At 64.1% G+C, this 25,524-nt stretch carries 28 protein-coding genes; 13 read left to right on the top strand and 15 right to left on the bottom strand.

Going from position 1 to position 25,524, the window contains the following annotated elements:
* Positions 1-2: 2 nt before the first annotated feature.
* Genes MYXE_RS05100 through MYXE_RS05110 form a run of 3 tightly spaced genes read right to left on the bottom strand, consistent with a single transcriptional unit; the run spans position 3 to position 2,126 of the window.
* Positions 3-326 (bottom strand): hypothetical protein, encoded by a 324-nt coding sequence (locus MYXE_RS05100; RefSeq protein WP_003922602.1) that lies wholly within the window; start codon positions 324-326, stop codon positions 3-5.
* Positions 310-1,590 (bottom strand): aromatic ring-hydroxylating oxygenase subunit alpha, encoded by a 1,281-nt coding sequence (locus MYXE_RS05105; protein ID WP_085195892.1) that lies wholly within the window; start codon positions 1,588-1,590, stop codon positions 310-312. The genes MYXE_RS05100 and MYXE_RS05105 overlap by 17 nt, the downstream gene beginning before the upstream one ends.
* 5 nt (positions 1,591-1,595) lie before the next feature.
* A complete protein-coding gene (locus MYXE_RS05110) occupies positions 1,596-2,126 on the bottom strand; it encodes a carboxymuconolactone decarboxylase family protein (protein ID WP_003922604.1) in 531 nt (176 codons plus the stop codon).
* A 256-nt stretch (positions 2,127-2,382) separates the two neighbouring features.
* Here MYXE_RS05110 and MYXE_RS05115 point away from each other — a divergent pair, with 256 nt between their 5' ends.
* The 12 genes from MYXE_RS05115 to MYXE_RS05170 all read left to right on the top strand — a co-directional run bounded on the left by MYXE_RS05115 (position 2,383) and on the right by MYXE_RS05170 (position 13,056).
* Positions 2,383-3,666 carry an amidohydrolase family protein gene (locus MYXE_RS05115; RefSeq protein ID WP_003922606.1) on the top strand — a complete coding sequence of 428 codons (1,284 nt, stop codon included), beginning with the start codon at positions 2,383-2,385 and terminating at the stop codon, positions 3,664-3,666.
* Positions 3,667-3,731: 65 nt separating this feature from the next.
* Positions 3,732-4,910 carry an acyl-CoA dehydrogenase family protein gene (locus MYXE_RS05120; protein ID WP_003922607.1) on the top strand — a complete coding sequence of 393 codons (1,179 nt, stop codon included), beginning with the start codon at positions 3,732-3,734 and terminating at the stop codon, positions 4,908-4,910.
* Positions 4,910-5,671, top strand: a complete 762-nt coding sequence (locus tag MYXE_RS05125; RefSeq protein ID WP_003922609.1) for an SDR family oxidoreductase — start codon at positions 4,910-4,912, stop codon at positions 5,669-5,671. Before MYXE_RS05120 ends, MYXE_RS05125 begins: the two co-directional genes overlap by 1 nt.
* Positions 5,671-6,891, top strand: coding sequence for a CaiB/BaiF CoA transferase family protein (locus tag MYXE_RS05130; RefSeq protein WP_085195964.1), 1,221 nt, complete (start codon positions 5,671-5,673; stop codon positions 6,889-6,891). The genes MYXE_RS05125 and MYXE_RS05130 overlap by 1 nt, the downstream gene beginning before the upstream one ends.
* Positions 6,881-7,690 carry an enoyl-CoA hydratase/isomerase family protein gene (locus MYXE_RS05135; RefSeq protein ID WP_085195894.1) on the top strand — a complete coding sequence of 270 codons (810 nt, stop codon included), beginning with the start codon at positions 6,881-6,883 and terminating at the stop codon, positions 7,688-7,690. The genes MYXE_RS05130 and MYXE_RS05135 overlap by 11 nt, the downstream gene beginning before the upstream one ends.
* On the top strand, positions 7,683-8,828 hold the full coding sequence (locus MYXE_RS05140) for a thiolase family protein (protein ID WP_003922613.1): 1,146 nt from the start codon (positions 7,683-7,685) through the stop codon (positions 8,826-8,828). Before MYXE_RS05135 ends, MYXE_RS05140 begins: the two co-directional genes overlap by 8 nt.
* Before the next feature lies 1 nt (position 8,829).
* Positions 8,830-9,978 carry an acyl-CoA dehydrogenase family protein gene (locus MYXE_RS05145; protein WP_085195896.1) on the top strand — a complete coding sequence of 383 codons (1,149 nt, stop codon included), beginning with the start codon at positions 8,830-8,832 and terminating at the stop codon, positions 9,976-9,978.
* Between the two features lie 95 nt (positions 9,979-10,073).
* Positions 10,074-10,673 carry a TetR/AcrR family transcriptional regulator gene (locus MYXE_RS05150; protein WP_003922616.1) on the top strand — a complete coding sequence of 200 codons (600 nt, stop codon included), beginning with the start codon at positions 10,074-10,076 and terminating at the stop codon, positions 10,671-10,673.
* Between the two features lie 44 nt (positions 10,674-10,717).
* Positions 10,718-11,173: a hypothetical protein gene (locus MYXE_RS05155; protein WP_085195966.1), complete on the top strand. Its 456-nt coding sequence runs from the start codon at positions 10,718-10,720 to the stop codon at positions 11,171-11,173.
* 125 nt (positions 11,174-11,298) lie between these two features.
* The gene (locus MYXE_RS05160; protein ID WP_085195898.1) at positions 11,299-12,552 is read left to right on the top strand and encodes a cytochrome P450; all 1,254 of its coding nucleotides are present in this window, start codon (positions 11,299-11,301) and stop codon (positions 12,550-12,552) included.
* Positions 12,549-12,737 carry a ferredoxin gene (locus MYXE_RS05165; protein ID WP_003922619.1) on the top strand — a complete coding sequence of 63 codons (189 nt, stop codon included), beginning with the start codon at positions 12,549-12,551 and terminating at the stop codon, positions 12,735-12,737. The genes MYXE_RS05160 and MYXE_RS05165 overlap by 4 nt, the downstream gene beginning before the upstream one ends.
* A 19-nt stretch (positions 12,738-12,756) precedes the next feature.
* A complete protein-coding gene (locus tag MYXE_RS05170; protein WP_085195900.1) occupies positions 12,757-13,056 on the top strand; it encodes a DUF1330 domain-containing protein in 300 nt (99 codons plus the stop codon).
* On the opposite strand, the gene MYXE_RS05175 is transcribed toward MYXE_RS05170, so the two are convergent.
* From MYXE_RS05175 to MYXE_RS05215, 9 genes are all read right to left on the bottom strand, one after another.
* Positions 13,053-14,501: an HNH endonuclease signature motif containing protein gene (locus MYXE_RS05175; RefSeq protein ID WP_085195968.1), complete on the bottom strand. Its 1,449-nt coding sequence runs from the start codon at positions 14,499-14,501 to the stop codon at positions 13,053-13,055. The two genes, MYXE_RS05170 and MYXE_RS05175, sit on opposite strands and share 4 nt — an antisense overlap.
* 820 nt (positions 14,502-15,321) lie before the next feature.
* Positions 15,322-15,516 (bottom strand): ferredoxin, encoded by a 195-nt coding sequence (locus MYXE_RS05180; RefSeq protein ID WP_085195902.1) that lies wholly within the window; start codon positions 15,514-15,516, stop codon positions 15,322-15,324.
* A complete protein-coding gene (locus tag MYXE_RS05185) occupies positions 15,513-16,718 on the bottom strand; it encodes a cytochrome P450 (protein WP_003922624.1) in 1,206 nt (401 codons plus the stop codon). Before MYXE_RS05185 ends, MYXE_RS05180 begins: the two co-directional genes overlap by 4 nt.
* A gap of 113 nt (positions 16,719-16,831) precedes the next feature.
* A complete protein-coding gene (locus MYXE_RS05190; RefSeq protein ID WP_085195904.1) occupies positions 16,832-17,629 on the bottom strand; it encodes an NAD(P)-dependent oxidoreductase in 798 nt (265 codons plus the stop codon).
* The gene (locus MYXE_RS05195; protein WP_085195906.1) at positions 17,626-18,441 is read right to left on the bottom strand and encodes an NAD(P)-dependent oxidoreductase; all 816 of its coding nucleotides are present in this window, start codon (positions 18,439-18,441) and stop codon (positions 17,626-17,628) included. Before MYXE_RS05195 ends, MYXE_RS05190 begins: the two co-directional genes overlap by 4 nt.
* Positions 18,441-19,346, bottom strand: a complete 906-nt coding sequence (locus MYXE_RS05200; protein ID WP_085195908.1) for an alpha/beta hydrolase — start codon at positions 19,344-19,346, stop codon at positions 18,441-18,443. Before MYXE_RS05200 ends, MYXE_RS05195 begins: the two co-directional genes overlap by 1 nt.
* Positions 19,343-21,010 carry a thiolase C-terminal domain-containing protein gene (locus MYXE_RS05205; RefSeq protein WP_085195910.1) on the bottom strand — a complete coding sequence of 556 codons (1,668 nt, stop codon included), beginning with the start codon at positions 21,008-21,010 and terminating at the stop codon, positions 19,343-19,345. The genes MYXE_RS05200 and MYXE_RS05205 overlap by 4 nt, the downstream gene beginning before the upstream one ends.
* Entirely contained in the window at positions 20,992-21,288 is a 297-nt protein-coding gene (locus MYXE_RS05210; protein ID WP_172468567.1) for a ferredoxin, read from the bottom strand. The genes MYXE_RS05205 and MYXE_RS05210 overlap by 19 nt, the downstream gene beginning before the upstream one ends.
* Positions 21,289-21,296: 8 nt before the next feature.
* Positions 21,297-22,589, bottom strand: coding sequence for an NADH-ubiquinone oxidoreductase-F iron-sulfur binding region domain-containing protein (locus MYXE_RS05215; RefSeq protein WP_085195914.1), 1,293 nt, complete (start codon positions 22,587-22,589; stop codon positions 21,297-21,299).
* Between the two features lie 26 nt (positions 22,590-22,615).
* Between MYXE_RS05215 and MYXE_RS05220 the strand changes: the two genes are divergently transcribed.
* Positions 22,616-23,089 carry a hypothetical protein gene (locus MYXE_RS05220; RefSeq protein ID WP_003922634.1) on the top strand — a complete coding sequence of 158 codons (474 nt, stop codon included), beginning with the start codon at positions 22,616-22,618 and terminating at the stop codon, positions 23,087-23,089.
* 2 nt (positions 23,090-23,091) lie between these two features.
* Here MYXE_RS05220 and MYXE_RS05225 read toward each other — a convergent pair whose 3' ends face one another.
* Genes MYXE_RS05225 through MYXE_RS05235 form a run of 3 tightly spaced genes read right to left on the bottom strand, consistent with a single transcriptional unit; the run spans position 23,092 to position 25,514 of the window.
* Positions 23,092-23,958: an alpha/beta fold hydrolase gene (locus MYXE_RS05225; protein ID WP_085195916.1), complete on the bottom strand. Its 867-nt coding sequence runs from the start codon at positions 23,956-23,958 to the stop codon at positions 23,092-23,094.
* A 17-nt stretch (positions 23,959-23,975) separates the two neighbouring features.
* A complete protein-coding gene (locus tag MYXE_RS05230) occupies positions 23,976-24,368 on the bottom strand; it encodes a Rieske (2Fe-2S) protein (protein ID WP_085195918.1) in 393 nt (130 codons plus the stop codon).
* Entirely contained in the window at positions 24,369-25,514 is a 1,146-nt protein-coding gene (locus tag MYXE_RS05235; protein ID WP_085195921.1) for an amidohydrolase family protein, read from the bottom strand.
* Positions 25,515-25,524: the final 10 nt, after the last annotated feature.

A 25,524-nucleotide genomic window follows, 5' to 3' on the forward strand; every position in this document is an offset into this window, starting at 1 on the left:
TCTCAGATCACCGGCTCCCGAATGCAGTCGAGGTAGGTGGCGCCGCTGTCGGGCACCTTCGGTTGCTTCCACGCCTCAACTGGGAACGACACAGTGATCAGCGACTGCATCAGATGCATCAGTGTGCGTGCGTCGTCGGGCAGATCGTCGAGCGGGAACTGGTCGCAGTAGGCGATCACGTCATCCATGCGGGGGAATGCAGCATCGTAGAACGCCTGCATCTCGGCCATCGAGGAGGACAGCCGCTTGGCGTAGCGTTCCGGTTCGGTGGCCAGATCCCAAGCCAAAAACGGTTCCAGGTCGGCGAATTCAGCGGGCAGAGCCATTGTTGCGGTACTCCTTGACGTAGTCTCCGGTCACCTTGTGCAGATGGCGGAGCAAGATTTCTTGGTCACACAGTGGGAATTCGCGAACCACCCGGGTGCCGATCATGGTTTGGGTGGCTTCCAGGGTATTGGCATCCTGCAGTGCGTACTCCTTGAACGTCACCGCCGCCAACTCTTGAGCCAGCCGTTCCCGCGCGTTTCTGGGCGGCACGAAATACAGGCTCGTCTCGAAGATGTGCCTGTCGACGGCGGTCGGCCAGTAGTGATACGTCAGATACCAGCCCGGCGCCCAGATCAGCAGCATGAAGTTGGGGAAGAAGTGCCACGAATCGATACCCCACTGGGGGGCTCCGGTCGGATTGACACCGGGAGGCAGCTGATCGAGCTTCTGGATCACCTCTGGCCGGTCCCACGGGCCGAACAGGCCACTGCGCAACTTGCGGTCCATGGGCTTGACCATCTTCAGGTCGGCCGGCGGTGCCTGACCGCCCCAGGTGGAGATCATCGCGTGCGGGCTCGCCAACTCGTAGTAGAGCGCCTCGAACCCGTGCTTCAAGATCTTGGCGGCCTCTTCCTTGGTGTACTGCCCCTGGTGCAGCACGGGGGCGTGGTAGAACTCGGCGAACGCGTCGATGAAAAGCTTCCAGTTGGCCCCGACCTCGGCTTTGTAGGTATACACCTCGGTCATCTCGTGGAACGGGTAGCCCTCGATGCCCTTGGCCAGCTGGCCCAAGTACTCCTGCAACGGCTGGGCGTTGGCGTCGAGATTGACGAAGATGAACCCTTCCCACACCTCGCAGCGCACAGGGACAAGTCCGTACTGGCTCTTGTCGACGTCGAAGAACTCATCCTCTTGCTGGATGAAGGTCAGCTCGCCGTCGAGGCTGTACCGCCAGGCGTGGTACTTGCAGGTGAATTGCCGGCATGTACCCGAGGTTTCCTCGTGCGGGTAGTCGTTCCACACCAGTTTGTTTCCGCGGTGGCGGCACATGTTGTGGAACGCCTTGATCGACCCGTCCTTGGTCTTGACCACGATCACCGACATGCCCGGTCCGGCCGAGGGCAGCTCCTTGGTGAAATAGCTGCCGGTGCGCGGTAGCCGCTCAACCCGGCCGACGTTGAGCCAGGTCCGCTTGAAGATCGCCTCGCGTTCGGCTTCGAAGAATGCCGGGTCGATGGAGTCGGTGTAGTCGACGGGTGCGGTGCCCAGTCCCGGGTAGTTTTCCGTCCAGCTTCCCGCAGCCGGTTTGGGGAAGTGTGCCACGGTAGTTACCTTTCTTGCTCCACTTCGACGCCAAAGGTGTTCAGGGCCATCGCCAGTGCGGTGTAGCCGCCGATCGTGAAAATCAAGTCCATCCGCTGCCGCTCGTCGAGCCGCTCGCACAGCGTGGCCCAGGTCGAATCGGACAAGTTGGTTTTCTCGTCGAGTTCATCGACAGCCACCAGCACCGCCCGGTCGAACTCGTCGGGTGCCGCGCCGGAGCGCGCCGCAGCGATGTCGGCATCCGACAAACCCGCCCGCTTGCCGAGCGCCACGTGGTGGGACCACTCGTAGGCGCAGCCACGCCGGTGCGCGACCCGCAAGATGACCTGCTCTCGGACCCGTGGCGGCAGCGTCGACCTGGTCAGCAGATACCCGCCGAATCGAAGGAACGCGCTCGCCAGTTCCGGGTGGCGGGCCAGTGTGGCCAAGAGGTTGCCGGCGTCGCGCGGATTGCGCCGCTCCGCCGGCAGCATGTCGGCGAGCGAGCGCTGCACAGTTTCGTCCCACTGGTCCGCTGGCAGCGGTTCCAGGCGCATCCAGCTGTCCCCTCTCAGATACAGAGAATCAGATTCTCATTTCTAACTAATAGACTTGCATGATTCGATGGCTTGGTCAATCCCGGCTTCGACGTGGAACTTCACCGACTCCGAATACCCGCACACCACGGCGGAGGCCGGGCGGTATGGCCTGGCAGATGTTGATTCTCGTCCTACGAGAAGATAGTTTTCAAAGGTAGTGAACCACAGCGGAAGCTCGGCGCAGCGGGCCCGAGGGCGATCGGAAGGAACGGCGATGAACAAAGACGACATGATCCTGATCAGCGTCGATGACCACACGGTCGAACCGCCGGACATGTTCAAAAACCATCTGCCGAAGAAATATCTCGACGACGCCCCCCGGCTGGTGCACAACCCGGACGGCTCGGACACCTGGCAGTTCCGCGACACGGTGATCCCCAACGTGGCGCTCAACGCGGTAGCCGGCCGACCCAAGGAGGAGTACGGGCTGGAACCGCAGGGCCTGGATGAGATCCGGCCGGGCTGTTACAACGTCGACGAGCGCGTCAAGGACATGAACGCCGGCGGCATCCTCGGTTCGATTTGCTTCCCGTCGTTCCCCGGTTTTGCCGGGCGGCTGTTCGCCACCGACGATCCGGACTTCTCGGTGGCGCTGGTGCAGGCCTACAACGACTGGCACATCGACGAGTGGTGCGGGGCGTACCCGGCCCGGTTCATCCCGATGGCGCTGCCGGTGATCTGGGACGCCGAAAAGTGCGCCGCCGAGGTGCGGCGGGTGTCCAAGAAAGGTGTACACGCGCTGACCTTCACCGAAAACCCGGCGGCCATGGGATATCCCAGCTTCCACGATCCATACTGGGACCCGCTGTGGAAGGCGTTGTGTGACACCAACACCGTGATGAATGTGCACATCGGGTCGTCGGGCAAGCTGGCGATCACCGCGCCCGACGCGCCGATGGACGTGATGATCACCCTGCAGCCGATGAACATCGTCCAGGCGGCTGCCGATTTGCTGTGGTCGCGGCCGATCAAGGAATACCCGGACCTCAAGATCGCGCTGTCGGAGGGCGGCACCGGGTGGATTCCCTACTTCCTGGAGCGGGTGGACCGCACCTATGAGATGCATTCGACGTGGACGCATCAGGACTTCGGGGGAAAGCTGCCGTCGGAGGTGTTCCGCGAGCACTTTTTGACCTGCTTCATCAGCGACCCGGTGGGTGTGACGCTGCGGCACATGATCGGCATCGACAACATCGCCTGGGAGGCCGACTACCCCCACAGCGACTCGATGTGGCCCGGTGCGCCCGAGGAGCTGTGGAACGTGCTGAGCGCCAACAACGTTCCCGACGACGAGATCAACAAGATCACCCACGAGAACGCGATGCGCTGGTATTCGTTCGACCCGTTCGCCCACATTTCCCGCGAGCAGGCCACGGTCGGCGCGCTGCGGAAAGCCGCCGAGGGCCACGACGTGTCCATCCGGGCGCTCAGCCATCACAAGGCCGGCGAGCGGGGCGGCAACGCCCTGATGGAAGCGGCGCAGGCGACGAGCAGCTAGGCGGGGCCGTCCGGGCCCGGGCTGCCCGCGGTGTGACGAAGGGGAGCGATGTGCCCAGTGGCGGAATGAATTTCGAACTAACCGACGATCAACAGCTGATCCGACGCTCGGTGGCTGAGCTCGCTCAGAAGTTCGACGACCACTACTGGATGGAAAAAGACCAAGCGCACGAATTCCCGACCGAGTTCTACCGGGCCATCGCCGACGGCGGCTGGCTCGGAATGACTATCCCGGTCGAGTACGGCGGTCATGGCCTCGGGATCACCGAAGCCACGCTGCTGGCCGAAGAGGTCGCAAAATCCGGGGGCGGGATGAACGCCGCCAGCGCAATCCACTTGTCGATCTTCGGTATGCAACCGGTGGTGGTGCACGGGTCCGAGGAACTCAAGCGCCGCACGTTGCCCCGGGTTGCCACCGGCGATCTGCACGTCTGCTTCGGAGTGACCGAACCGGGTGCGGGGCTGGACACGTCGCGCATCACCACATTTGCCAAGCGCGCCGGGGATCACTACGTGGTCAACGGCCGCAAGGTGTGGATCTCCAAGGCGATGGAATCGGAGAAGATTCTGCTGCTCACCCGCACCGAGGCGCACGACGATCTAGCAAGACGGGGCGCCAAGAAGACCGACGGGATGACCCTGTTCCTCACCGACCTCGACCGTGGCCGGATCGACATCCGGCCCATCCCCAAGATGGGCCGCAACGCCGTCTCGTCCAACGAGTTGTTCATCGACAACCTCGAGGTCCCAGTCGAAGACCGAGTCGGCGAGGAAGGCAAGGGATTTCAGTACATCCTCGACGGCTTGAACCCCGAACGGATGCTCATCGCCGCCGAAGCGCTCGGTATCGGCCGCGTGGCGCTGGACAAGGCGGTCAAGTACGCCAATGAGCGTGAGGTCTTCGGGCGTCCGATCGGCATGAACCAGGGCATTCAGTTTCCGCTAGCCGACTCGCTTGCCCGCCTAGACGCTGCCGAATTGATGTTGCGCAAGGCCACTTGGCTCTACGACAACGGCAAGCCCTGCGGCCGCGAAGCCAATACCGCCAAATACCTTTGCGCCGACGCGGGATTCACTGCTGCCGACCGGGCACTGCAAACCCACGGCGGTATGGGTTATGCCGAGGAATACAACGTGGCCCGCTACTTCCGTGAGGCCCGACTGATGAAGATCGCGCCGATTAGTCAAGAGATGATTCTGAACTATCTGGGCTCGCATACCTTGAAACTGCCGAGGAGTTATTGATGGCCAACCCGTTGTTCGATCTCACCGGGAGATCGGCGATGGTCACCGGAGCGGGCAGCGGCATCGGTGCCGCGGTGGCCGAGGCGCTGGCGGCCGCCGGTGCTGCGGTCCTGGTAACCGATGTAAACGTCGACGCAGCTTCCGCTGTGGCCGAACGCATTTGCGCCCACGGCGGCAAAGCCGACAGCGCAGTGCTCGACGTCCGCGACCGAGCAGACGCGGAGGCGGCTGCTGCACGCGCCGCCGGCCTCACCGAAGGAGTGCTGCACATCCTGGTCAACAACGCCGGGGTGACCGCACCGGCGATGTTTCCTGACCTGACCGACGACACCTTCCGCCAGCTGTTCGACGTGCACGTGATGGGGGCGTTTCATTGCACGCAGGCTGCATTGGACTTCCTGCCGACCGACGGCACCGGTCGCATCATCAACGTGACCTCGTCGGCAGGCATCACCGGCACACTGGGCCAGGTGAACTATTCGGCGGCCAAGGCGGGGATCATCGGATTCACCAAGTCGCTGGCTCGTGAGTTGGCGCGCAAAAACGTCCTGGTCAATGCGCTGGCCCCGCTCGCGGCGACGCCGATGACCGAGACAATTCGTACCAACGAGAAATTTGCGGCCACGATGATGGCCCGGATACCGCTGCGCCGCTGGGCCGAGCCGGCAGAGATCGCCGGGGCGTTCGTTTTTCTCGCCTCTGATGCCGCTTCGTACATCACCGGGCAAGTGCTTCCGGTGGACGGCGGCATGGTGATGTGATGCCGCAAAAGCGCGCGCCGCTGGCCGGCATCACTGTAATCGCGCTGGAGCAGGCGGTATCCGCCCCTTTCTGCACACGGGTGCTCGCCGATTTCGGCGCCAGGGTCATCAAGGTCGAGAACCCCAAAGGGGGAGATTTCGCTCGGCACTACGATGATGTAGTCAAAGGTCTTGGGGCACATTTCGTTTGGGCTAACCGCGGCAAGGAGTCGGTCACGCTGGATCTCAAAGCACCGGCTGGGCTGGATGTCTTGCACCGCTTACTCGAGCGAGCCGACGTGCTGGTGTCCAACCTGGCGCCGGGTTCCACGGCCCGGCTGGGGATCTCGCCGGCGGACCTGGCGGTGCGGCATCCGAAGGTTATCGCCGTCGAGATCGACGGTTACGGCTCGGGTGGTCCGTTCTCGCACAAGCGCGCCTACGACCTTTTGGCACAAGCCGAATCCGGTGCCTGCGCCGTTACCGGTTATCCCGGCGCGCCTGCCAAGCCGGGGCCGCCGATAGCCGACATCAGCACCGGGTTGTATTCGGCGTTGTCGATTGTGGCCCTGCTGTATTCGCGAGACCGCGGCGACAATGGTGACGGCGCGGGTAGAGCGGTCAGCGTCAGCCTGTTTGACACCATGACCGATTTGATGGGCTACCCGCTCACCTACACCCAGCATTCCGGTGTCGACCAGGAGCCGTTGGGCATGAGCTCGCCGGCAGTGGCACCTTACGGGGCCTACCGTACCGCCGACGGCCACACTGTGGTGTTGGGTACAACGAATGATCAAGAGTGGCAACGACTGTCGCGAGAAATCTTGCAGCGGCCCGATCTCGCCGACGACGTGCGTTTCGCCAGCAATGCCGGCCGGGTCGCCAACCGTGAGCTCTTGGACGACTTGATCGGGCAGTGGTGCGCCCAGCATGACCTCGAACATGTGCAAAAGACGGCGGATGCCGCCGGCATCGGCAACGCCCGCTACAACCTGCCCAGTGAGGTGCTGGCGCATCCGCAGCTGAGCGCGCGCGACCGCTGGCGTCAGGTGGACACGCCGGCCGGACCGATCCCCGCGCTGCTGCCGCCCCCGGTGATTTCCGGTTACCAGCCACCCATGGGGGCGGTGCCGGGGCTCGGCCAGCACACCGATTCGGTGCTCGCCGATTTTGGGCTGACAAACGAGGAGATCAGCGTGCTGCGGCAACAGGGTGTTATCGGGCCGGCCTATGCGGGATGACCAGCCTGTGCTTCTTTGCGAGGACCGCGACGGCGTGAGGACGCTGACGCTGAACCGTCCGCACCGCAAAAACGCGATCAACCCGGACTTGTGGATCGCGTTACGCGATGCGCTGCGGGTTGTCGCCGACGACCGCGATGTGCGGGCGCTGGTAATCACCGGAGCGGGTGGGGCGTTCTGCTCCGGCGCCGACATCGCCGCTCCTGACGACACCCATCCGGCGTACAAGCTGCGCCGGCTCACCGACGTGGCGTTGGCCCTGCACGAACTGCCGGTGCCGACCATCGCGAAGGTGACCGGGGTCGCCGTCGGTGCCGGGTGGAATCTCGCACTCGGTTGTGACTTGGTGGTGGCGACGCCGGAATCCACGTTCTCCCAGATCTTTTCCAAGCGAGGCTTGTCTTTGGATCTCGGCGGGTCGTGGCTGTTGCCGAAGCTGGTCGGCTTGCAACAGGCGAAGCGGCTTACGCTACTGGCCGAAACTATTGACGCAGAGGAGGCTCAAGCCCTGAACCTGGTGACCTGGGTGGTGTCCAGCGCGGAGATCGATGAGTTCGTCACCGAGCTCGCCGGCCGGTTGGCGGGCGGCCCGGTGATCGCTCTTGCCCAAAGCAAGGCGTTGCTGAATGAAGGCGCGGATCGGACATTGCGCGAGGCGTTGGCCAACGAAGCCCGTGCCCAGGTGGTGAACTTCGCGACGGCCGACGCGGCGGAGGCTTACGCGGCGTTCGCCGAGAAGCGTGAGCCGTCGTTCACAGGTCGATGGGCGGTGCCCAGATCGGAGCGAAACGATGCGTGAAGCGGTGATCGTGGAGGCGGTGCGCACGCCGGTCGGCAAGCGAAACGGGGCGCTGTCGACCATGCACGCCGCCGACTTGTCGGCCGCGGTGCTCAAGGAGTTGGTCGACCGCGCCGATATAGATCCGCAGCTCGTCGACGACGTGATCTGGGGATGCGTGTCCCAGGTCGGCGACCAGTCCAGCAACATCGGCCGCTACGCGGTGCTGGCGGCCGGATGGCCCGAGACGATCCCCGGCACCACCGTCAACCGGGCGTGCGGTTCCAGCCAGCAGGCCCTCGACTTTGCGGTGCACGCGGTGATGTCGGGGCAACAGGATGTCGTCGTAGCGGGCGGGGTGGAGGTGATGAGCCGGGTGCCGCTCGGTGCCGCCCGGGCCACCGGCATGCCCTACGGCCCCAAAGTCCTTGAGCGCTATCACGATTTTTCGTTCAACCAGGGTCTCTCCGCCGAGATGATTGCCAAGAAATGGGGGTTTTCCCGCACCCAGCTCGACGAGTACTCGGTCCAGTCACACGAGCGGGCTGCCGCCGCGCAGGACAGCGGCGCGTTCGACGCCCAAATCGTCCCGGTGTGGGTCGAGAAGGAGCCGGTCACCGCCGACGAGGGCGTGCGACGCGGCACCTCGGTCGAAAAACTCGCCGCCCTGAAACCGGCTTTCGTCGACGACGGCGTGATCCATGCGGGTAACTCTTCGCAGATTTCCGACGGGGCCGCGGCGCTGCTGGTCACGACGCCTGCTATCGCGCTCGACCTCGGTCTGACGCCGATCGTGCGCTACCGCGCGGGCGCGGTCACCGGTGCCGATCCGGTGCTCATGCTCACCGGCCCGATTCCGGCCACCGAGAGGGTGCTGCGCAAGGCCGGAGTCTCGCTGTCCGACGTGGGTGTGTTCGAGGTGAACGAGGCGTTTGCACCGGTGCCGCTGGCGTGGCTGGCCGAAACCGGCGCCGATCCGGACCGGCTCAATCCGCTGGGCGGCGCGATCGCGCTGGGCCACCCGCTCGGCGCGTCCGGCGCGGTGTTGATGACACGCATGGTTCATCACATGCGCGACAATGGGATTCGCTACGGCTTGCAAACCATGTGTGAAGGCGGCGGCACCGCCAACGCCACCCTGGTGGAACTTGTGGCCTGACATGCGTCGAGAACTGTTCACCGACGACCACGAGGCGTTTCGGCAGCTGGCCCGGGATTTCATCGAAAAAGAGATCGAACCGCACTACGCCGAGTGGGAGAAGGCCGGCCGGATGCCGCGCGAGATCTTCGAAAAGCTCGGATCGCTGGGGATGTTGGGCATGGCGATCCCGGAGGAATACGGCGGGGCAGGCCTTCCCGACTACCGCTACAACGTCGTCCTGCAGGAGGAAGCCGCTCGCGCTTTGGTGACGACGGGAACCGTGCGGACCCAACTCGAGGTGATCCTGCCCTACTTCCTGCACTACGCGAACGCCGAACAACGACAACGTTGGTTTCCCGGGCTCGCCGCCGGCACCCTACTGACGGCTATTGCCATGACCGAGCCCGGCACCGGCTCGGATCTTGCGGGCATCCGCACCACCGCGGTGCGAGACGGCGACGAGTATGTGGTCAACGGCGCCAAGACGTTCATCACCGGAGGTTTGCTGGCCGACCTCGTCATTGTGGTGGCGCGCACGTCGACAGATCCGGATGACCGTCGACGCGGGCTGACGCTGCTGGTGGTGGAAGACGGCATGCCGGGCTTCGTCAAGGGCCGCGCACTGGACAAAATGGGCTGCAAGGTGCAAGACACCGCCGAGCTGTCTTTCACCGACGTGCGGGTACCGGTTGCCAACCGGCTCGGCGATGAGGGAAGGGCCTTCGAGTACCTCGGCCATAACCTGCCGCAGGAGCGGATGACGGTCGCCGTCGGCTCAGTGGCGCAGGCTCGCGCGGCCGTCGCCGCAACCATCGATTACGTCAAGCAGCGCAAGGCATTTGGCACACCGGTGGCGTCGTTTCAAAACACGAAGTTCGAGCTGGCCGCCATGGCTGCCGAGATCGAGGCCGCCCAGACCATGGTCGATCGTGCGGTGATGGAACTGGTGGCCGGCGAGCTGTCCGGCTCGGATGCGGCAAAGGTGAAGCTGTTCTGCACCGAGATGCAAGGACGGGTCGTCGACCGGTGTCTGCAGCTGTTCGGCGGCTACGGCTACATGATGGAGTACCCGATCGCCCGGCTGTACACCGATGCTCGAGTGGCTCGCATCTATGCCGGGACGAGCGAAGTGATGAAAGTGATCATCGCCAAGTCGCTCGGTTTGTGAGCGTCGTCAAAAAATTGGTCGCCTGAGACCCTTGTCACAGCGCGGCCAACCAACCTACTGTGTGTTTACTAGGTTGGTTGTGGCAAAGGAGTTCGGTGACGCGGCCGTACGCCACGCTGCTGGCGAAAGGTGAGGACCGCAAACAGCGGATTCTCGAGGTTGCCCAGCGGCTGCTGACCCGCAATGGCTGGCGTAACACGACTTTGGCTCAGATTGCCCGGGAGGCTGGGGTCAGCCCCGCCGGTCTGCTGCACCACTTTCAATCCAAAGAGCAGCTGCTTCACGCGGTGCTCGACGTGCGCGACGCCGACGACGACGCTCACGCGGACCGAGCCGGCGATCTCATCGCGGAAATCGCGCGGGTGCCCGAGCGGTTCGATCGGACACCCGAACTGATGGGCGCGTTCACTGTGCTGCTGGTCGAAAACCTTCTTCCGGATGCACCGCTGCACGGTCGTCTTCTGACGCGGTATCGCGACGCGCGTGACATCGTCGCGCAGCTCATCCGCCGTGGGCAGGAGGCGGGCCAGTATCGCGCGGATATAGATCCCACCGTAAAGGCAGTCGAAATCCTCGCCTTCATCAACGGAATGGAAACCACATGGTTGCTCGATCCATCGATACCGCTAACCGAGGTGTTCAAGGGGTACGCGGAGTCGCTGGCGCGCGAGCTCGCGCCGCAGAGCCGGAGGTAAGGTACCGGCTCGATGTGGTCGGCGCCAGCGTCGTCGATGTGGTGATGTTCGCGGGCGGCTGGTTGTTCGACCGGGCGATGGCAGGTTGGGAAGTCACCGTACTGCTCACCGATCATCCCGATGACCGGCCGTTGCGGATCCTCGGCGCGCGGACGCTTGACCTGGAATACGCGTTGGCGGCCGCAGACCACTGGCCGCGTCCCCAGACGCTGGCTGCTGCCGCTGATCTCTGCGGGTGTGATCCTCGAGTCCGGCAGGGCGTGTTGCAGGCCCTCGACCATGGCGTTACCGAAGTCACGTTGTGGGGGGACAGCTGGCCGGCCGAGCTCGAGGGCAGCGTTGGCCTGGTGCAGCACGAGCTCAGTGCCGCTGCGCAGGCGTTCAAAGCCCATGCCCTCGCGGCCGCCGCGGTCCCGGCGGCGGTCGTCGGCGCGACGGAGACTTTCCGAAGCGGGGTCATGGCGTCATCGGTGGCGGCCGACCTCGTGCCCGCAGGCTGACGCCATAGGCCTTCACGTTGACGGCGAACAGCCGCTGTGGAAATCTAATACTCACAAGTGAGAGGCAGATTCTCGTTAATCGAGATTGTCGAATGGAGTAGCGGATAGTGACTGACTTGACCGCAATGGATTTCTTCCGCGACGAGCGGCTTGTCGAGAATCCGTACCCCTACTTCGAGGCTTTACGCCAGCAGTGTCCGGTGGCGCGCGAACCGCATCACGACGTGATGATGGTGACCGGTTGGGACGAGGCGGTCGCGGTGTTCAACGATGCCGAGACGTTCTCGTCGTGCATCTCGGTGACCGGGCCATTTCCCGGCTTCCCGGTGCCGCTTGAAGGCGACGACATTACCGAATTGATCGAGCAGCACCGCGATGAGCTGCCGTTCAGCGACCAGCTGCCCACGCTCGACCCGCCGACACATACCAACCATCGCGCGCTGCTGATGCGGCTGATCACCCCGAAGCGTCTGAAGGAAAACGAGGACGCGATGTGGATGCTCGCCGACCGCGTGCTGGACGACTTCTTGGTGGGGGGTCAGGGCGAGTTCATCAAGGGCTTCGCCGCTCCGTTCACACTGTTCGTGATCGCCGATCTGCTTGGCGTGCCCGACGCCGATCGCGACGACTTCGTCCAGAATCTTCACCGCCATGTGGGCGGCGGCCTGGGCAGCACGGAAGGGGAGTCCCTGGCGCACAGCCCGCTGGAATTCATCTACGGCCGGTTCGCGACCTATATCGAAGATCGCCGCCGCGAGCCCCGTGATGATGTGCTGACCGGGCTGGCAACTGCGACGTTCCCGGACGGCTCCATACCTGACGTTGCCGACGTCGTGCGGGTGGCGACCAATGTGTTCTCGGCAGGGCAGGAAACCACCGTGCGCCTGCTGGGCAGCGCGTTGAAGATCATGGCCGAAAACCCCGATGTCCAGCAGTTGCTCCGCAAAGACCGCAGCAGGATCCCGAATTTCATCGAAGAGACGCTACGGCTCGAGAGCCCGGTCAAGGGCGACTTCCGCTTATCTCGCGTTCCCACTGCGGTGGGCGGTGTCGAAATGCCCGCCGGCACAACGGTAATGGTCTTGCAAGGGGCTGCGAATCGTGACCCTCGTCGCTTTGACGAGCCCGACAGGTTTGATCCGGGTCGCAAGAACGCTCGGCAGCACCTGGCGTTCGGGCGGGGCATCCACACCTGCCCTGGCGCGCCACTGGCACGTGCCGAGACGCGGGTGGGCATCGAACGACTCCTCGACCGCACAGCCGACATCAGAATCTGTGAGCGGCTACACGGGCCGGCGGATAACCGCCACTACCACTATGTTCCGACCTATATCTTGCGCGGCCTGACCGAACTGCACCTGGAGTTCGACCCCGCATGAGGGTCGCGGTAGACGACCAGCGTTGTCGCGGTCACGGCGTGTGTACCACGTTGTGCCCCGAGGTGTTTCAGCTCAACGACGACGGCTATTCCGAAGTTCAGGTGCCCGAAGTACCTGCCGGGCTGGAGTCGGCGGCTCGCCAGGCGATCGCCGACTGCCCCGAGCAAGCCATCAGCGAAAGCTGACTGTAGACAAGGAGATCCGTTGGCCAAGGGCTACATCATTTTGACCGAAGCCATCAAAGACCCCGAGGGCATGAAGGCCTACGGTCAAGCGGCCGGCGCGGCGATGGGCGGTGTCAACATACTGGCGGTGGACACCTCACCCCAAGTCCTCGAAGGGAATTGGCACGGTGACCAGACCGTCGTCCTCGAGTTCGACTCGGTCGAGGCCGCTCGAAAGTGGTATGAATCCGAGGCCTATCAAAACGCAGCCAAGCTGCGGCAAGCGGCCGCCGACTGCAACGCGGTCATCATCTCGGGGTTCGAGGCCCCGTCGGCTTAGAAGGGCGGTGGGTCGTCGGGGTCGCCGTACCCAACTGCCCAGGTGTAGGCGTGTTGTCGGGCGAGTCGGTCGTCTCGGTTTCGGTTGCGCTCAGCGGTGATTCGTTGCGATCGCTCCTGGGCCCGGGTGCGGCGTCTGCTGGGCATCATTGCGGTGCGCTCGCCGCACCGGGTGCTCACCCGCACCACCGGGTCGGCCAGGTCGCCGGTAGGCACGGTCAGCGGTGGAAACAGGATCGCGCTGCCCGGCGTGGTGACATAGGTGCGTCCACCCGGTAGCGTCCAAATCACTGTGCCGTCGGGTAGTTGCTTGTCGCGCCAGCCCCAAAAAGTCTTGAGCAAGTGATGTTTTCGGCACAAACACTTCAAATTGGAGGCGTGCGTGGCACCCCCATCGGCGTAGGGAATCGTGTGGTCGATGTCACAATAGACCGCGGGTTGATCACACCCTGGGGCACGGCAGGTCAAATCCCGGCACCGCACAAAGTCTGCCAGTTTGGCCGAGGGTACATACCGAGGTTCGGGCGGAGCGTTCAGGGGATGCAGCACCGGGCACATCCGGGCCGACTTGGCCAATTCGGCGACCACCTTGGCCGGGATAAGCCCGTCAGCACCTGCCATAAACCCCGGCGTGGTACTGGTGCCGTCGACGCTGTCTTGGGTAGCAATCACGTGAATTACCGTGCTATGGGCCCGATTGCCGCCCCGACTGGTGGTGCAGTCGGGCTTTCCGCAGGTACAGGCTAGCCGCTCGGCACCGGCCACCAGCGCATCCAGGGCATCGGCGCGCCGCTGGGCGCGGGTGCGCGGATCGGCGGCACACACCGTGGCAGCCAACTCATCGAGCCGACGATCCAGCGCTCGCCCGGTGCTGGCCAACACATTGCCGTACACCTCGGCGATTCCAGGTTGCAATTCCGACACATCCAAGTAGCGGTCCTTGATTTCTTTCTTGGTACGCCGCACCGCATCCGGGTCGTGGCGGCCCACAATGGCGTCCACCCGCGTCGCCAAGCTGAATCGGCTCAGCGCTGCCCAGCGCGGGGCCCGCACCGCGAGCTGGGCGTCCACCGCTGCGAGGGCCTTCTCATCGGTGATCAGCGCGGTGCGGTTAGCGATGGTGTTGAACATCGGATAGTTGATGTCCCCGGCCGCTAGACACTGGCCCAGCTTCGGTAGCCGCTCACGCAGCACCAGCGCATCGGTCATATAGCCCGAGGCCGTGCGTGGCCCGACCCGCAACGCGGCAGCCAGCTCGCGCGCAATCTCATCCCACAGGTCCACCGTCCATTCCGGGTGATTCCCGTACTGGCGATTGCGCAACTCGATCAGATCGGCCACCGCGTTCAACCGGCGAGCCGTGGCCTGGGCCTCACAACGGGCCGCGGCACATACCGCATCGATGAGCTCGACCGATTCCGGCGACGACTCAAGCGTCTCGAACATGCTTGCGATGGTAAGCGGAAGGTATGACAAGAGCTGCCATAGCTTGGCCCGGCTGTGGACGTAGACCGGAGTGTGGAAAACGGGCCGGCACGTCGTCACAAAATCAAGATGAATGGGTCGACGTGTTTGGGTCGTACCACGGCGAAGTGGTGGCGGTCGACGGTTGCGATCTCCCACGTGTAACCGTTCGGCAGTGGCTACCACCGATGCGTCGACCGTGCTCAATGGCAGGTTTCGATATCGCGCGACAAGCTCAGCGATGCGCAGCCAGTCCACGACAGCGACAGGCTCCACCCTGAATGCGCCCGCAGCGAACCGACACGTGCTTGAGTTATATGCGTCCGGGCATTCCGCCGATGTGTTCAGGCATTTCGCCAATGTCCCGTGGCGTATCGGCACCTATCGGCCCACCGGGCGTCTCGCCCAGTGGTTCTTGCGGCGGTGCAGCCGGCGCAGTTGGGGATCCGCCGGACCGGTGGGAATCCCCGGATTGGGATCGTCGACAGGAGCGAGCGTACCGGGCAGCCTGCGACGCGGCGCGGCGCGGCGCGCACGCCGGGAAGGCCGCACCCGTCGCGGTTGTTCCAATAAGTGCCACGGCCACAACGGTTCTCGTCGCCGTTCCACGCAATTTCCAAGCCATCAGCCCACCCATCGCTCCTTACCTGCAGGGCATACGGACCTAACAAGCCGCACCGATGTTTGTCAACGCATCGCCCACGCTTCAACGCACGACCGCTTACCGTGCGGGCGGAAATGGACATGACGCAGTTGTCGTTCGACACAAGACAGGATTGATGCAGGCCGCTGCGTCAGCCGTTTATTCCTTGATCGATATGGCCTGGCGCGGACACTGGCGCACTGCCTCGCGGACCAACTCCTCGTTATCCGGAGTCACCTCCGGCTGAAGCACGGTCAGCATGTCGTCGTCACCGAGGTGAAACACCTCGGGAATGATGCCCATGCACACGCCGTTGCTTTCGCAAAGACCGAAATCGACTTCCACTTTCTTCATCGCAACACCTTCACCGGTACGTTCTGCCAGCCCGCAACATTTTGCATGTGAACGCGCCGGCAACCCTCCCAGTCCACCTCGTAACGAGGCATGAAATCGAGCAGCTTCTCTAGCGCGATCGCGCTTTCCATCCGCGCCAGTGCCGCGCCAAGGCAGCTGTGAATCCCGTAGCCAAATCCCAAGTTTTGCGCTTCCGATCGGTCGCGGTCGATGTCGAATTTGTCGGGGTCGGTCCACACCGCAGGGTCGCGGTTGGCTGCGCCGTTGATGAGGAACACCGGCTTTCCGGCCGGAATCGTAACACCGTGCAGCTGGACTTCTTTCACCGAGCAGCGGACCTGATACTGGGAGGGCGCTTCGTAGCGCAATAGTTCTTCCACCGCGGCTGGGATCTTGCTGCGATCGTCGAGCAGCTTCTGCCACTGCTCGGGGTTGCGTGCAAAAACCACCGGCGCATTGCCGACCAGCTTGGTGACTGTCTCGGCCCCCGCGCCGCCCAATAGTGTTGCAAATCCAGCGATCTCAAGGTCATCCAGCTTCCGCTTCTCGCCGTTCTCGCATTCGAGTTCGGACTCGATGAGCTTGGTGAGCAAATCATCACGCGGATCGGAACGGCGTTGCGTCACCAGATCGTAGTACAGCATCGCGGTGTTGATATTGGCCTGCATACCCGACTCCCCGACTTCGACCTGCCCGGGTTCGCGGGTCAGCGATTCGTCAATCCAGTGGCGAATCTGCTGCGCGTGCTCCTCCGGTACTCCCAGCATCGTCGTAATGACCTCCACCGGAAAGGGACCGGAAAAATCCTGCACCACATCGAACCGATCCGGGTCAACCGCGCCGAGGTACTTGTCGATCTTCTCGGTGACCATCTGCCGCTGAGACTGGATGGCACGCGGTGTGAACACTTTGTTGAGCAGGCTACGCATGTGCCGGTGCTCAGGAGGATCCATGAAGATAATCGACTTCTGCGGTGTACGCTGTCCGGACCGTACCATCGACAGGTCGATGCCGTATGCGGACGAATACGTCTCGAAATCCTTGAGCCCCGCGGCCACATCCTCGTGACGAGTCAATGCGTAGAAGTCGTATTCCTCGCTGTAGTAGACAGGCGCTTCCTCCTGCATTCGCCGGTACGTCTCGTACGGGCTGTTGAAGAATTCCTCGGAGAACGGATCGAAGACGACTTTCGGCTTAGTCACTGACTCCTCCTCAGCGGCGACCTGCGGGCCTGGACCGTTACAGCGGAATGGTTGACTGTAACGCTAACAGTAGCGCGTCGGCGCGCGGACCGGAATGGAATCTTGGCCAGATGTCAGCTCTTCACCGCGGCATCGATCACGGCATCGAGCAAGCCGAGGTCGCTTCCAAGTTCACCGGCGATCGTTCTGGCTACGGCGACGTCCTTGCCGACGAATTCCCGCACGGTTTCGACGAACGACGCGAGCGACCCGCGTGCCGCGACCATGTTCAGCACCCGGCTGCCCGCGCTGCCATAAGGGAGGGCCGCCAGCAGGGTCGGCTCCGGCACGCCGAGCCGCTTTCCGAGCTGCGTGGCTTCGGCGAGCAGCCCGATCTGCGCGGTGAAAATCGCCGTGCTCACCAGCTTCACCTTCTGGCCTGCGCCCGTTGGCCCGACGTGCAGGACAGGATCGCCGTAACAGCCCAATGCCGGCCGCAGGCGGGCCACGGTCTCGTCGTCGCCGCCCACGAACAGCGTGAGTTTGCCGGCCGCAGCGTCGTGCGGGCTCCCGCTCAGCGGCGCATCGGCGACGGCCACGCCATGGGTTGCGGCGTGGGCGGCGATCGCCTCGACGGTGGCAGGACTTGCGGTGGTGTGCACGACCAGCGCCGCACCGGGGGCCATGGTCACGAGCAGGTCGCTGTCCAGGCAGACGTGCCGGACTTGTTCGTCGCTAAACACGCATACCACGACGACGTCGGCTGCGGCGGCTGCCGCGCAAACGTCGGCTACCGCAGCGGCACCCAATTCTGCTACGCCAGCGCGCTTTTCGGCCGAGCGGCCCAGAGCACGCACGTCGTGGCCCCCTTCGACCAGGCGGGCCACCATGGGACGGCCCATCCGCCCCGCACCGATGAAACCGATTCTCACCTCGGGTGACCCATCAAGGTCAGCGCCGCGTCAGCGGCGTCGAGCACCGCGCCGGGTTGGGCAGACGCTCGTTCGGCCAGGTCGGCCACCAGCCGGACATCTTTCTGCAGCAGCGCGCCCGCCAGGCCGGCGAGCCGGTCGAGACCCCCGGCACCCCCAAGGGCGCTGAGCGCGAAACTGTTTCCGCTACCACGGGAAATGACCTCGGTGAGGCCATCGGGGGAGACGCCCAGCGCCTGTCCGAGGGCCAACGTGGTAGCGGCCGTGGCCAGGTTGGCGGTGAACAGCAGGTTGTTGAGCAGCTTGGTGGTTTGCCCGGAGCCCACATCGCCGAGATGGACCACCGCAGCGGCGTACGTTTCAAATACTGGCCGGCACTGCTCGACCACGTCGCGGTCACCACCGACCATCACCAGCAGGCGACCTTCCGCCGCCGCGTCGCCGCCTCCGCTGACCGGTGCATCGATGACTGAGACTCCTCGCGCCGCAGCCTTTTTCGCCAATTCGCGGCAGGTGTTGGGATGCACGGTGCTGTGCACCGCAATCACGCTGTTGGGTTTGGCCCCGGCCAGCAGCCCGTTGTCGCCGTGGGCGAGTTCCTCGACGTCGGCGTCACCGACGACGCACAGGCAGATCAGATCGCTGGCCGCGGCGAGTTCGACGGGTGAGCCGGCAACCTTGGCCGCAGTGTCGGCAAACGGTTCGAGCGACGTCGCCCTGCGCGCCCACAAGGTGGTCGGGTAGCCGGCTTCGACGATCCGCCGTGCCATCGGTCCGCCCTGGCTGCCCAGTCCGATGAACCCGACCTGCATTAGCCGGCCTCCAAATCGACATCGGCACTTAACGGATCCGCGACCGCAGGAATCTCCCGGGCGACGACGCACTGCTCGACGAAGGCAAAAACCTTCAGGTGGTAAGCGAAGGCTGTGTAGCCGAGGCTGAGATTGTGTCCTGCGCCCGCCTGTTCATTGATGGTCACACGCGGTGACGCCGAGAACATTTCTGTGATCTCAGTCAGCGCCGCTTCGTCGCACTGCCAGACCTGCTCATATTCAGCGACGGTGAACTGGACCGGGACCCGAACCTGCGCTGCGAGTGCCGGAAAGTCTTGGCGGGCCCAGTTTGTCACCACGGTGTGCTCGTACTCCGGAGCCGTCGATGAATTCGTGATTCCGCTGCGCACATCCGGCGGATACAGCCACGTCGGATGCCACAACAGCTCGCCCAGGCCGGCAGGGCGGTGGTCGCGCGTCGCTGCCTTGAGAACCTCCCGGCTGGCGGGGTGATAATGCGTGCCGGTTCCGGCCAATTCGATACCGAGAAGCTGGTCGCCGCGATCGTCGGCGGCCATCCGTAGCGCCAGCTCACATCCGCCTGAATGCGCCATCACGAACAACCCGGCTCCGCATGACCGCTCACCGAGGATACGCTCTACGGCCGCATAGGCGAGGTTGACCCGTTGCTCGGCATGCGTCATCGCCTCCGGGTATGGCCCCGAGCTGCCATAGCCCGGGCGATCGAGTGCGATCACCGTAAAGCCCAACGCCGCGCCGGTCCGCAGTAAGGACAGCCGCGGGTGGCCCGGGCAGTCGAAATACGCTGCGGTGGTGCCACCCCCGTGCAGGGCCAGCACTACAGCCCTCGGTTGTTCGGATTCAGCGACCAGTGCTGACATCGGCACGCCGTCGGCGGCCACCACCCGGGCACGCGGGGTCATGCGTCGGCCCGCAACAAGAGCACGCCGCTGGGCGTGAGACCGCCGCTGCTCACCACGCCGACACGTGCGCCAGGGACCTGACGGTCACCGCATTCGCCGCGCAACTGGCTGACCGCTTCGTGGAGCAGACCCATGCCATGCGTGCGGCCGTGCGAGAGCTGGCCGCCGTGAGTATTGAGCGGTAACAGGCCGTCTCGGGCGATGTTCTTGCCGCCGTCCAAAAACTCCTTGGCCTCGCCGATTCCGCAGAAGCCGAGCGCCTCGATCCAGGACAGGCAATTGATGGTGAACCCGTCGTAGAGTTCGGCGACGTCGACGTCCTGTGGTGTCAGCGAGGTGCGTGTCCACAAATGGGCCGCCTGTCCCAGCACCTGGGGTTCGTGAGTCAAAGTGCTTTGGTCCCAGTCGATCCGCTCGATGATCTGAGTTCCAACCGCCTCCACCAACACCGGCGGTTTGGCCAGGTCACGGGCGGCGTCGGCCGCGGAGACGATGACGGCGATCGCCCCGTCACAGGGAACGTCGCAATCGTAGAGGCCAAAGGGCGTCGTGATAGGCCGCGCGTTCAGGTAGTCGTCCATCGTGAGTGGTTCGCGATAGATCGCGGTCGGATTGAGTTCCGCATTTGCTCGCTGGTTCAACGCGATCCAGCCCAGCGTCTCCTTCGTTGTTCCGTACCGATGCATGTGCCGCTGCGCGTTTTGCGCCAAGGTGTGCGCGGCGGACGTCGCGCCAAATGGCATCAGCCAGCTCGTAGTGCGACCGCCGGGCGGAATGTGGCCTTGCTGCTTGTTTTGTTTCAAGAGCTCGTTGTAGGTGGCTTCCCACAACGTCCGGAAGCACAGCACATGTCGGGCCAGACCGCTGGCGACCGCGAGCATCGCGGCGATCACCGATCCACCCGGGCCGAAGGTTTCGATGCCGCCGTTGTGCCACGTCGGCCGGATTCCCAGCGCGGCCTCGAGCGCGGTCACTCCGCCCTCCCCGAATCCACCGAGATTGCCCCCGCCTGGATACGTTGATAGGCCGTCGATGTCATCGAAGGTCAAGCCGGCATCAGCGATCGCGGCTTGGCAGGCCTGCATGGTGAGGGTAAGTGGCGGTACCATCAACCGGCGGCCGATGTCGGACATGCCGATTCCGGTGAGCGCGACCTTGTCCTCGAACTTTTGGCGGGTGAGCATGGGCCTGACATATTCGCCGAACCGCTCCGGCGGAATCTCGTCGACCGGTAGGGCGGCGATGGCACCATTTGCGGGACGAAACAGCGGCAGCCACACATCCTCAGCCTGCTCGAAGACCACCTCTACCGGCTGACCCAACTCCAGCTGATCGGGGTCACAGTCAATAATGTTGGTGGTCAATCGGACTCGCGGATCCTCGACGATCGCGACTTGTGCCACCACATATGGCGCCGGTAATCCGGGCAGGCTGAACCGGTGATTGACGGTGAAGCCGGCCAACGTTGCCCGACCGGAAACTGCGCGCACCCCCAGATTGTGTGAGCGACAGTAACGGCAGACCGGGGCCGGGGGATGGATCAGCGCGTGGCACTCCAGGCATTCCTGAAACCGCAGCGTTCCGTCGGCGCCTGAGGTCCAGAAGAACTCGTTGTCATGCGTGAGCAGCGGCAGTGGGCGACCGGTCAACGCGTGAACCCCCACTCGGCCTCATTCTCCTCGGTTTTCAGGCTCGCGGCAGGGTCTTCCGGGGTACTCGACGGCGGCCTTGTGTCGTGGGGTCTATGTTCACCAATCTCCATGATCGCGTGGACCGGACAGTCCAGCAGCGCCCGCATGACCGCGTCGCGATCCTCCTCGAGTACGGTGCCGTCCCCGGTCAGGGACGCATATCCCCAGTCGTCGAGTGAAAAATACTTCGGCGCATGCTTGGCGCAGATGCCGAAACCGTCGCAGATGGTGCGGTCTAGGCGGATGGTCATGCGTGCGCTCATACCGGTTCCACTTCGTAGGGCCGATCAGCGCGAAATGCACCGAGACGGCAAGGCTGGCAAGCGTTATCGAGATGGCGCTCCACCGCGTGCGGAAATTGATCCAGCAGGCTGGCCGCCATGTTGGTGGCGGCATCGAGAGTCGCGCAGGCGCCGCGGCCACGCAACATCACCGACCAGCGCCGCAGCCGCGCCAGATCTTCGGCGGTCGCCGCACCGTCACGCAACGCTCCGGCGACGGCGGCCATCGCCGCAGTGCCGTTGAAACACGACCCGCACTGGCCGGCGTTCTCACGGTCGAAATACGCCAACACCGACGCGGCCACCGCCACCGGGCAGTCGTCGGTCAGTAGCGAGATCGCGCCGGCGCCCAGCCCGCTTCCCAGCCCCCGCAGCGTCTCGTAGTCCAACGTGGCATCGAGCACAACACGGTTGAGTAAGCCGGCGAAATAGCCGCCCATTAGCACACCCTGCACCTGTTCGGTCGAAACGCCATGCAGCGCAAGTACCTCGGTGAAAGGCAGGCCCAGGGGTAACTCGTAGAGGCCCGGCGGCCGCCCCGCCCCGGTGAGGGTCAGCAAAAACGTGCCCGGCGACATCGGGGTGCCCTGCGCGCGAAACTCCGCCGAGCCGTGCCGTTGCAGATATGCCAAGTTGGCCAGCGTTTCGACGTTGCTTACCAGGGTGGGTCGCCCGCCGACGCCCTCTTCGAATGGGCGCGGCGGCTTGTCTGTTGGCTTGACCGGACCACCGTTGAGTGCGCGGACTGCAGCGGTCTCTTCACCGGCCACATACCCAGGTTCAACCATCCACACCTGCACGGGGACACCTAATGCGTCGGTGTCCAGTTCGGTTAGCGCCGTTTCGATGCTGCGCGAAGATTCCGGGTCAGACACATAAACGTATGCGCGGTCAGCGGCCACGATGGCCGCGGCCAACCTCAGCCCGTCCAGGATCAGGTGTGGCCGGTGGCGCAGCAGCCAGCGGTCCTTGATCGACGCGGGCTCCCCTTCTTCGCCGTTGGCGACCACGACCGCGCCGAGGCCGCTGCGTAGTCCGTTGTCGCGCACCGCGCGCAGCTTCACTGCAAGGGGGAAGGCCGCACCGCCGCGGCCCAGCAAGCCGCTGCGCTCGACCTCGGCCAGCAACTCGTCGGCGGAGATCAGGGGCTGATAGCCGCCGAAGTCACGGTAGGCCCCGTAGTCCTCTCGCCCCGGTTGATCGCGCAGCAGCCGGGGCGGGCAACCGGGCCAGGCGGCAGCGGTGACAAGCGATCTGGTGGTGGCTTCCATCAGTGGGCTCTCGCTAGGCTTTCTACATGCGAACCGCGGTGGTGCGGGTCAATGTCGACCCATCGGGTGCGCTCACACCAGCGCAGCTGGAGCAGGGCATGACCACGCTCCTGCAGCTCGCCGGGGCGGTCGGTGCCGAAGTGGTGCAAAGCGACCTGGCCGCAAAACCGGTCAGCCGCCGAGAGGTGCAGCTGCTGATCTCGGGTAACGAGGCTGACAGCGTCAAGCAGACCGCAATCGACCTGTGCTCCAACGCTTTCGGAACCAGCCCGGCTGCCGGAGTGATCACCTACGTCAGCAGGGGAACAGACGATGACGCCCGTGGAGTGCTCTCTGGTTTCGGCCTTACCGGCGAAATCAGGCGTGTTCCAGGCGACGACGGCTACGACATCGTCTACGTGACGTTGCCTCGGGCCGATCTGGAGCGCGTCCCGGAAAGCCGGATCCACACTGCCTTGGAAGCCTCGCTTAACTGCGAAGTCCACATCCTCACGAAGTAACATCACTTTGCCAGGAATTCTAGGATGGCAGGCGCTGCCTGCACCCAAGTGTCGAACATGTTGAAATGCTTGACCTTTCCCGTGGCGCGCTCCTCGGCTGCGCGCTCCCAGGCGTCTTCTGGCCAGGGCGGGTCGATGAGCTTCGACCCTTTGATCAAGCAGCTGACCTCCAGCGACGTCCGCTTGGGATGATCCCAGTCATTCTCCCCGCCGCGGATGATCAGTGTGGGAACCGTGATGCGGTCGAACATTTCGTCGTCGACCCCGGGGATCGTTTGCCCCGGCTTGGGCACGAAGGCATTGAGCCAACGCAACATCACCTTGAGAAACTGGTCGCGGTCCAGGTCGAGGATTCGCTGCTTGTTGTTCGGGTTGTCCTCAATCCGTTCCCGCCATTCGGGTACTTTGAGAAGCGCTTCGATTCCGCCGCCGCGGACCGCGAGGATGCTCGGGATCACGTAGTAGGAGCCCAGCACGAACGTCCCGTACACCCCGCCGACGATGTTCCATACCACGAGCTTCGTGACGAGCTCCGGGTAGAGCATCGCGGTCAGCATGGAATCGCGCGCGCCACCCGAACCACCGGCGATGATGCACGGCCCGAAGCCGAGTTTGGTGAGCAGGCCGTGCAGCGTTTCGGCACGCATATGCGACTCGCTTTGGCCGTAGAACTGGACATCGGAAGCACCGCAGTTCGGCCGGTCCCACAGCAATACCCGGTAGCCGCCGTCGACCAGAGCCTCGGCCAACGGCCGCAGGCCGGGCACGTTTTTGCTAAATCGGCCGCCAGGCGTCAAAACGATCAGATCGCCCGATTCACCTAGGATTTCGTATACGACGTTACCGCCATTGATCTCGAGAGCAGGCACCAGTGTTTCTCCTCGGCTCAGGCCATCACCAGTACGTCGTTGCCCACCACTCGCACCGGGTAGGTGCGGATGCTCCATTCTGGTTTGACCGCGGTGGTGCCGGTCGCGAGCTCGAAACCCCATTGGTGCCACGGGCAATAGATGTATTCCTGGTCGCGGACCATCACCGCGTCGCCGGGCGCGTTCTCGTCGACGACGGTGCGACCCCGCAACCGTCCCGAGCACAGCGGACCCCCTTGGTGGGGGCAGTAATTCGCGATCGCGTAGAAGGTGCCGTGCACGTTGTACACTCCCACGCCGTGACGCCCGATGGGCACCAACTTATGTGTGCCCGGCGGGATTTCGTCCACCGTGGCGACGACGTGTTCGCGGCCCTGGGCCAGCCGGGGCCGTGCAGTCTCAACGGGCATTTAGAACACCCGGACCTGACCTTCGAGGACAGGAACCGTCTCGGGAAGGTGATAGGTCGCAATGCCGTTTTTGAACATGACCGCTTCGCGGGCCGCTTTCGGCAGATGCTTGACCAGCCAGCGCGGGTCGTCGAAGGTCCAGTGCGGGTAATCCGAGGAGTACAGCAGAATCTTGTCGCACTCCATCCACTCCAGCACCCGAGTCAGCTCGGTCTTGTCCTCCGGGTAATCCAGTGGCTGCGTCGTGAACTTGATGTGCTCCTTGAGGTATTCCGACGGCTTGCGCTTGATGTCCATCCGCGACTTGCGGGCTTCGTAGATCGCGTCCATCCGCCACATCAGCGGCAGCACCCAGGTGAAGGCGTGCTCGACGAACACGATCCGCAGCGTCGGGAAACGGTCGAACACGCCGTCGAAGATCAGGCTCATCACCTGGTTCGCGGCCAAAAGCGAGTAGGTGACCATGAAGTCGTGGTTGTAGCTGGGGAACCCCACCGGCGGCATCGGCAGCATCTCGTAGTTGCTGCGAGACAGGTGGCAGCTCACCACGATGTCGTGTTTGGTCGCAGCGGCCCACACCGGGTCATACATGGGGTGGCCCCAGGACGGTCGCGGCTCGGCCTTGAGCAGGATCTGCGCCATGTACGGGTGGCCGGCCCACCGTTCGATCTCACGGGCCGCGCCCGCAGGATCCTCGACCGCCACACAGATCGACCCGCGCCAGCGCTGGTGCCAGTTGTTGTGGCTGTCAAGCCAGTGCTTGTCCTGCCAGTCGTTGAGCGCGGACGACATCGCTTGGTGGGCTTCGGGTAGGCGGGGTGTGCGACCCCCCGGCTCCAGGATCGCGATGTCCGAACCCGCCTCCATGATCAGCTGCCGAAACGCCATATCCGGGTCGCTGCCCGGGAACTCGCCGTCGGGCGGGAAGGTGTCCACGCGCATCGCGTAGGAATGTGCGTAGTCGGGGGCGTCGTAGTAGATCAGCTCACCGACCTTGTGCTCGAGGAAAAACTTGCTCCGCCACGGCTCCGGGATGTACTGAATCAATTCGCCGCGTTTAGGCACCGGGTGAACGTCGGAGTCGACGCACCGCACGGCGATGCGTTCGGCCGCCGGAACCCGCTCTTGAACTTGTGTCACGGTCATCGTCGTCTCC

This window comes from Mycobacterium xenopi, from assembly GCF_009936235.1.
Lineage (GTDB): Bacteria > Actinomycetota > Actinomycetes > Mycobacteriales > Mycobacteriaceae > Mycobacterium > Mycobacterium xenopi.

Excerpts from the sequence above, each read along its gene's own strand:
- MYXE_RS05130 (WP_085195964.1), top strand. The coding sequence starts at position 5,671 with ATGCCGCAAAAGCGCGCGCCGCTGGCCGGCATCACTGTAATCGCGCTG.
- MYXE_RS05165 (WP_003922619.1), top strand. The coding sequence starts at position 12,549 with ATGAGGGTCGCGGTAGACGACCAGCGTTGTCGCGGTCACGGCGTGTGT.
- MYXE_RS05175 (WP_085195968.1), bottom strand. The coding sequence starts at position 14,501 with ATGTTCGAGACGCTTGAGTCGTCGCCGGAATCGGTCGAGCTCATCGAT.
- MYXE_RS05115 (WP_003922606.1), top strand. The coding sequence starts at position 2,383 with ATGAACAAAGACGACATGATCCTGATCAGCGTCGATGACCACACGGTC.
- MYXE_RS05235 (WP_085195921.1), bottom strand. The coding sequence starts at position 25,514 with ATGACCGTGACACAAGTTCAAGAGCGGGTTCCGGCGGCCGAACGCATC.
- MYXE_RS05195 (WP_085195906.1), bottom strand. The coding sequence starts at position 18,441 with ATGCAGGTCGGGTTCATCGGACTGGGCAGCCAGGGCGGACCGATGGCA.
- MYXE_RS05145 (WP_085195896.1), top strand. The coding sequence starts at position 8,830 with ATGCGTCGAGAACTGTTCACCGACGACCACGAGGCGTTTCGGCAGCTG.
- MYXE_RS05215 (WP_085195914.1), bottom strand. The coding sequence starts at position 22,589 with ATGGAAGCCACCACCAGATCGCTTGTCACCGCTGCCGCCTGGCCCGGT.
- MYXE_RS05125 (WP_003922609.1), top strand. The coding sequence starts at position 4,910 with ATGGCCAACCCGTTGTTCGATCTCACCGGGAGATCGGCGATGGTCACC.
- MYXE_RS05210 (WP_172468567.1), bottom strand. The coding sequence starts at position 21,288 with ATGACCATCCGCCTAGACCGCACCATCTGCGACGGTTTCGGCATCTGC.
- MYXE_RS05135 (WP_085195894.1), top strand. The coding sequence starts at position 6,881 with ATGCGGGATGACCAGCCTGTGCTTCTTTGCGAGGACCGCGACGGCGTG.
- MYXE_RS05230 (WP_085195918.1), bottom strand. The coding sequence starts at position 24,368 with ATGCCCGTTGAGACTGCACGGCCCCGGCTGGCCCAGGGCCGCGAACAC.
- MYXE_RS05155 (WP_085195966.1), top strand. The coding sequence starts at position 10,718 with ATGTTCGCGGGCGGCTGGTTGTTCGACCGGGCGATGGCAGGTTGGGAA.
- MYXE_RS05140 (WP_003922613.1), top strand. The coding sequence starts at position 7,683 with ATGCGTGAAGCGGTGATCGTGGAGGCGGTGCGCACGCCGGTCGGCAAG.
- MYXE_RS05110 (WP_003922604.1), bottom strand. The coding sequence starts at position 2,126 with ATGCGCCTGGAACCGCTGCCAGCGGACCAGTGGGACGAAACTGTGCAG.
- MYXE_RS05120 (WP_003922607.1), top strand. The coding sequence starts at position 3,732 with ATGAATTTCGAACTAACCGACGATCAACAGCTGATCCGACGCTCGGTG.
- MYXE_RS05160 (WP_085195898.1), top strand. The coding sequence starts at position 11,299 with ATGGATTTCTTCCGCGACGAGCGGCTTGTCGAGAATCCGTACCCCTAC.
- MYXE_RS05200 (WP_085195908.1), bottom strand. The coding sequence starts at position 19,346 with ATGACCCCGCGTGCCCGGGTGGTGGCCGCCGACGGCGTGCCGATGTCA.
- MYXE_RS05180 (WP_085195902.1), bottom strand. The coding sequence starts at position 15,516 with ATGAAGAAAGTGGAAGTCGATTTCGGTCTTTGCGAAAGCAACGGCGTG.
- MYXE_RS05220 (WP_003922634.1), top strand. The coding sequence starts at position 22,616 with ATGCGAACCGCGGTGGTGCGGGTCAATGTCGACCCATCGGGTGCGCTC.
- MYXE_RS05100 (WP_003922602.1), bottom strand. The coding sequence starts at position 326 with ATGGCTCTGCCCGCTGAATTCGCCGACCTGGAACCGTTTTTGGCTTGG.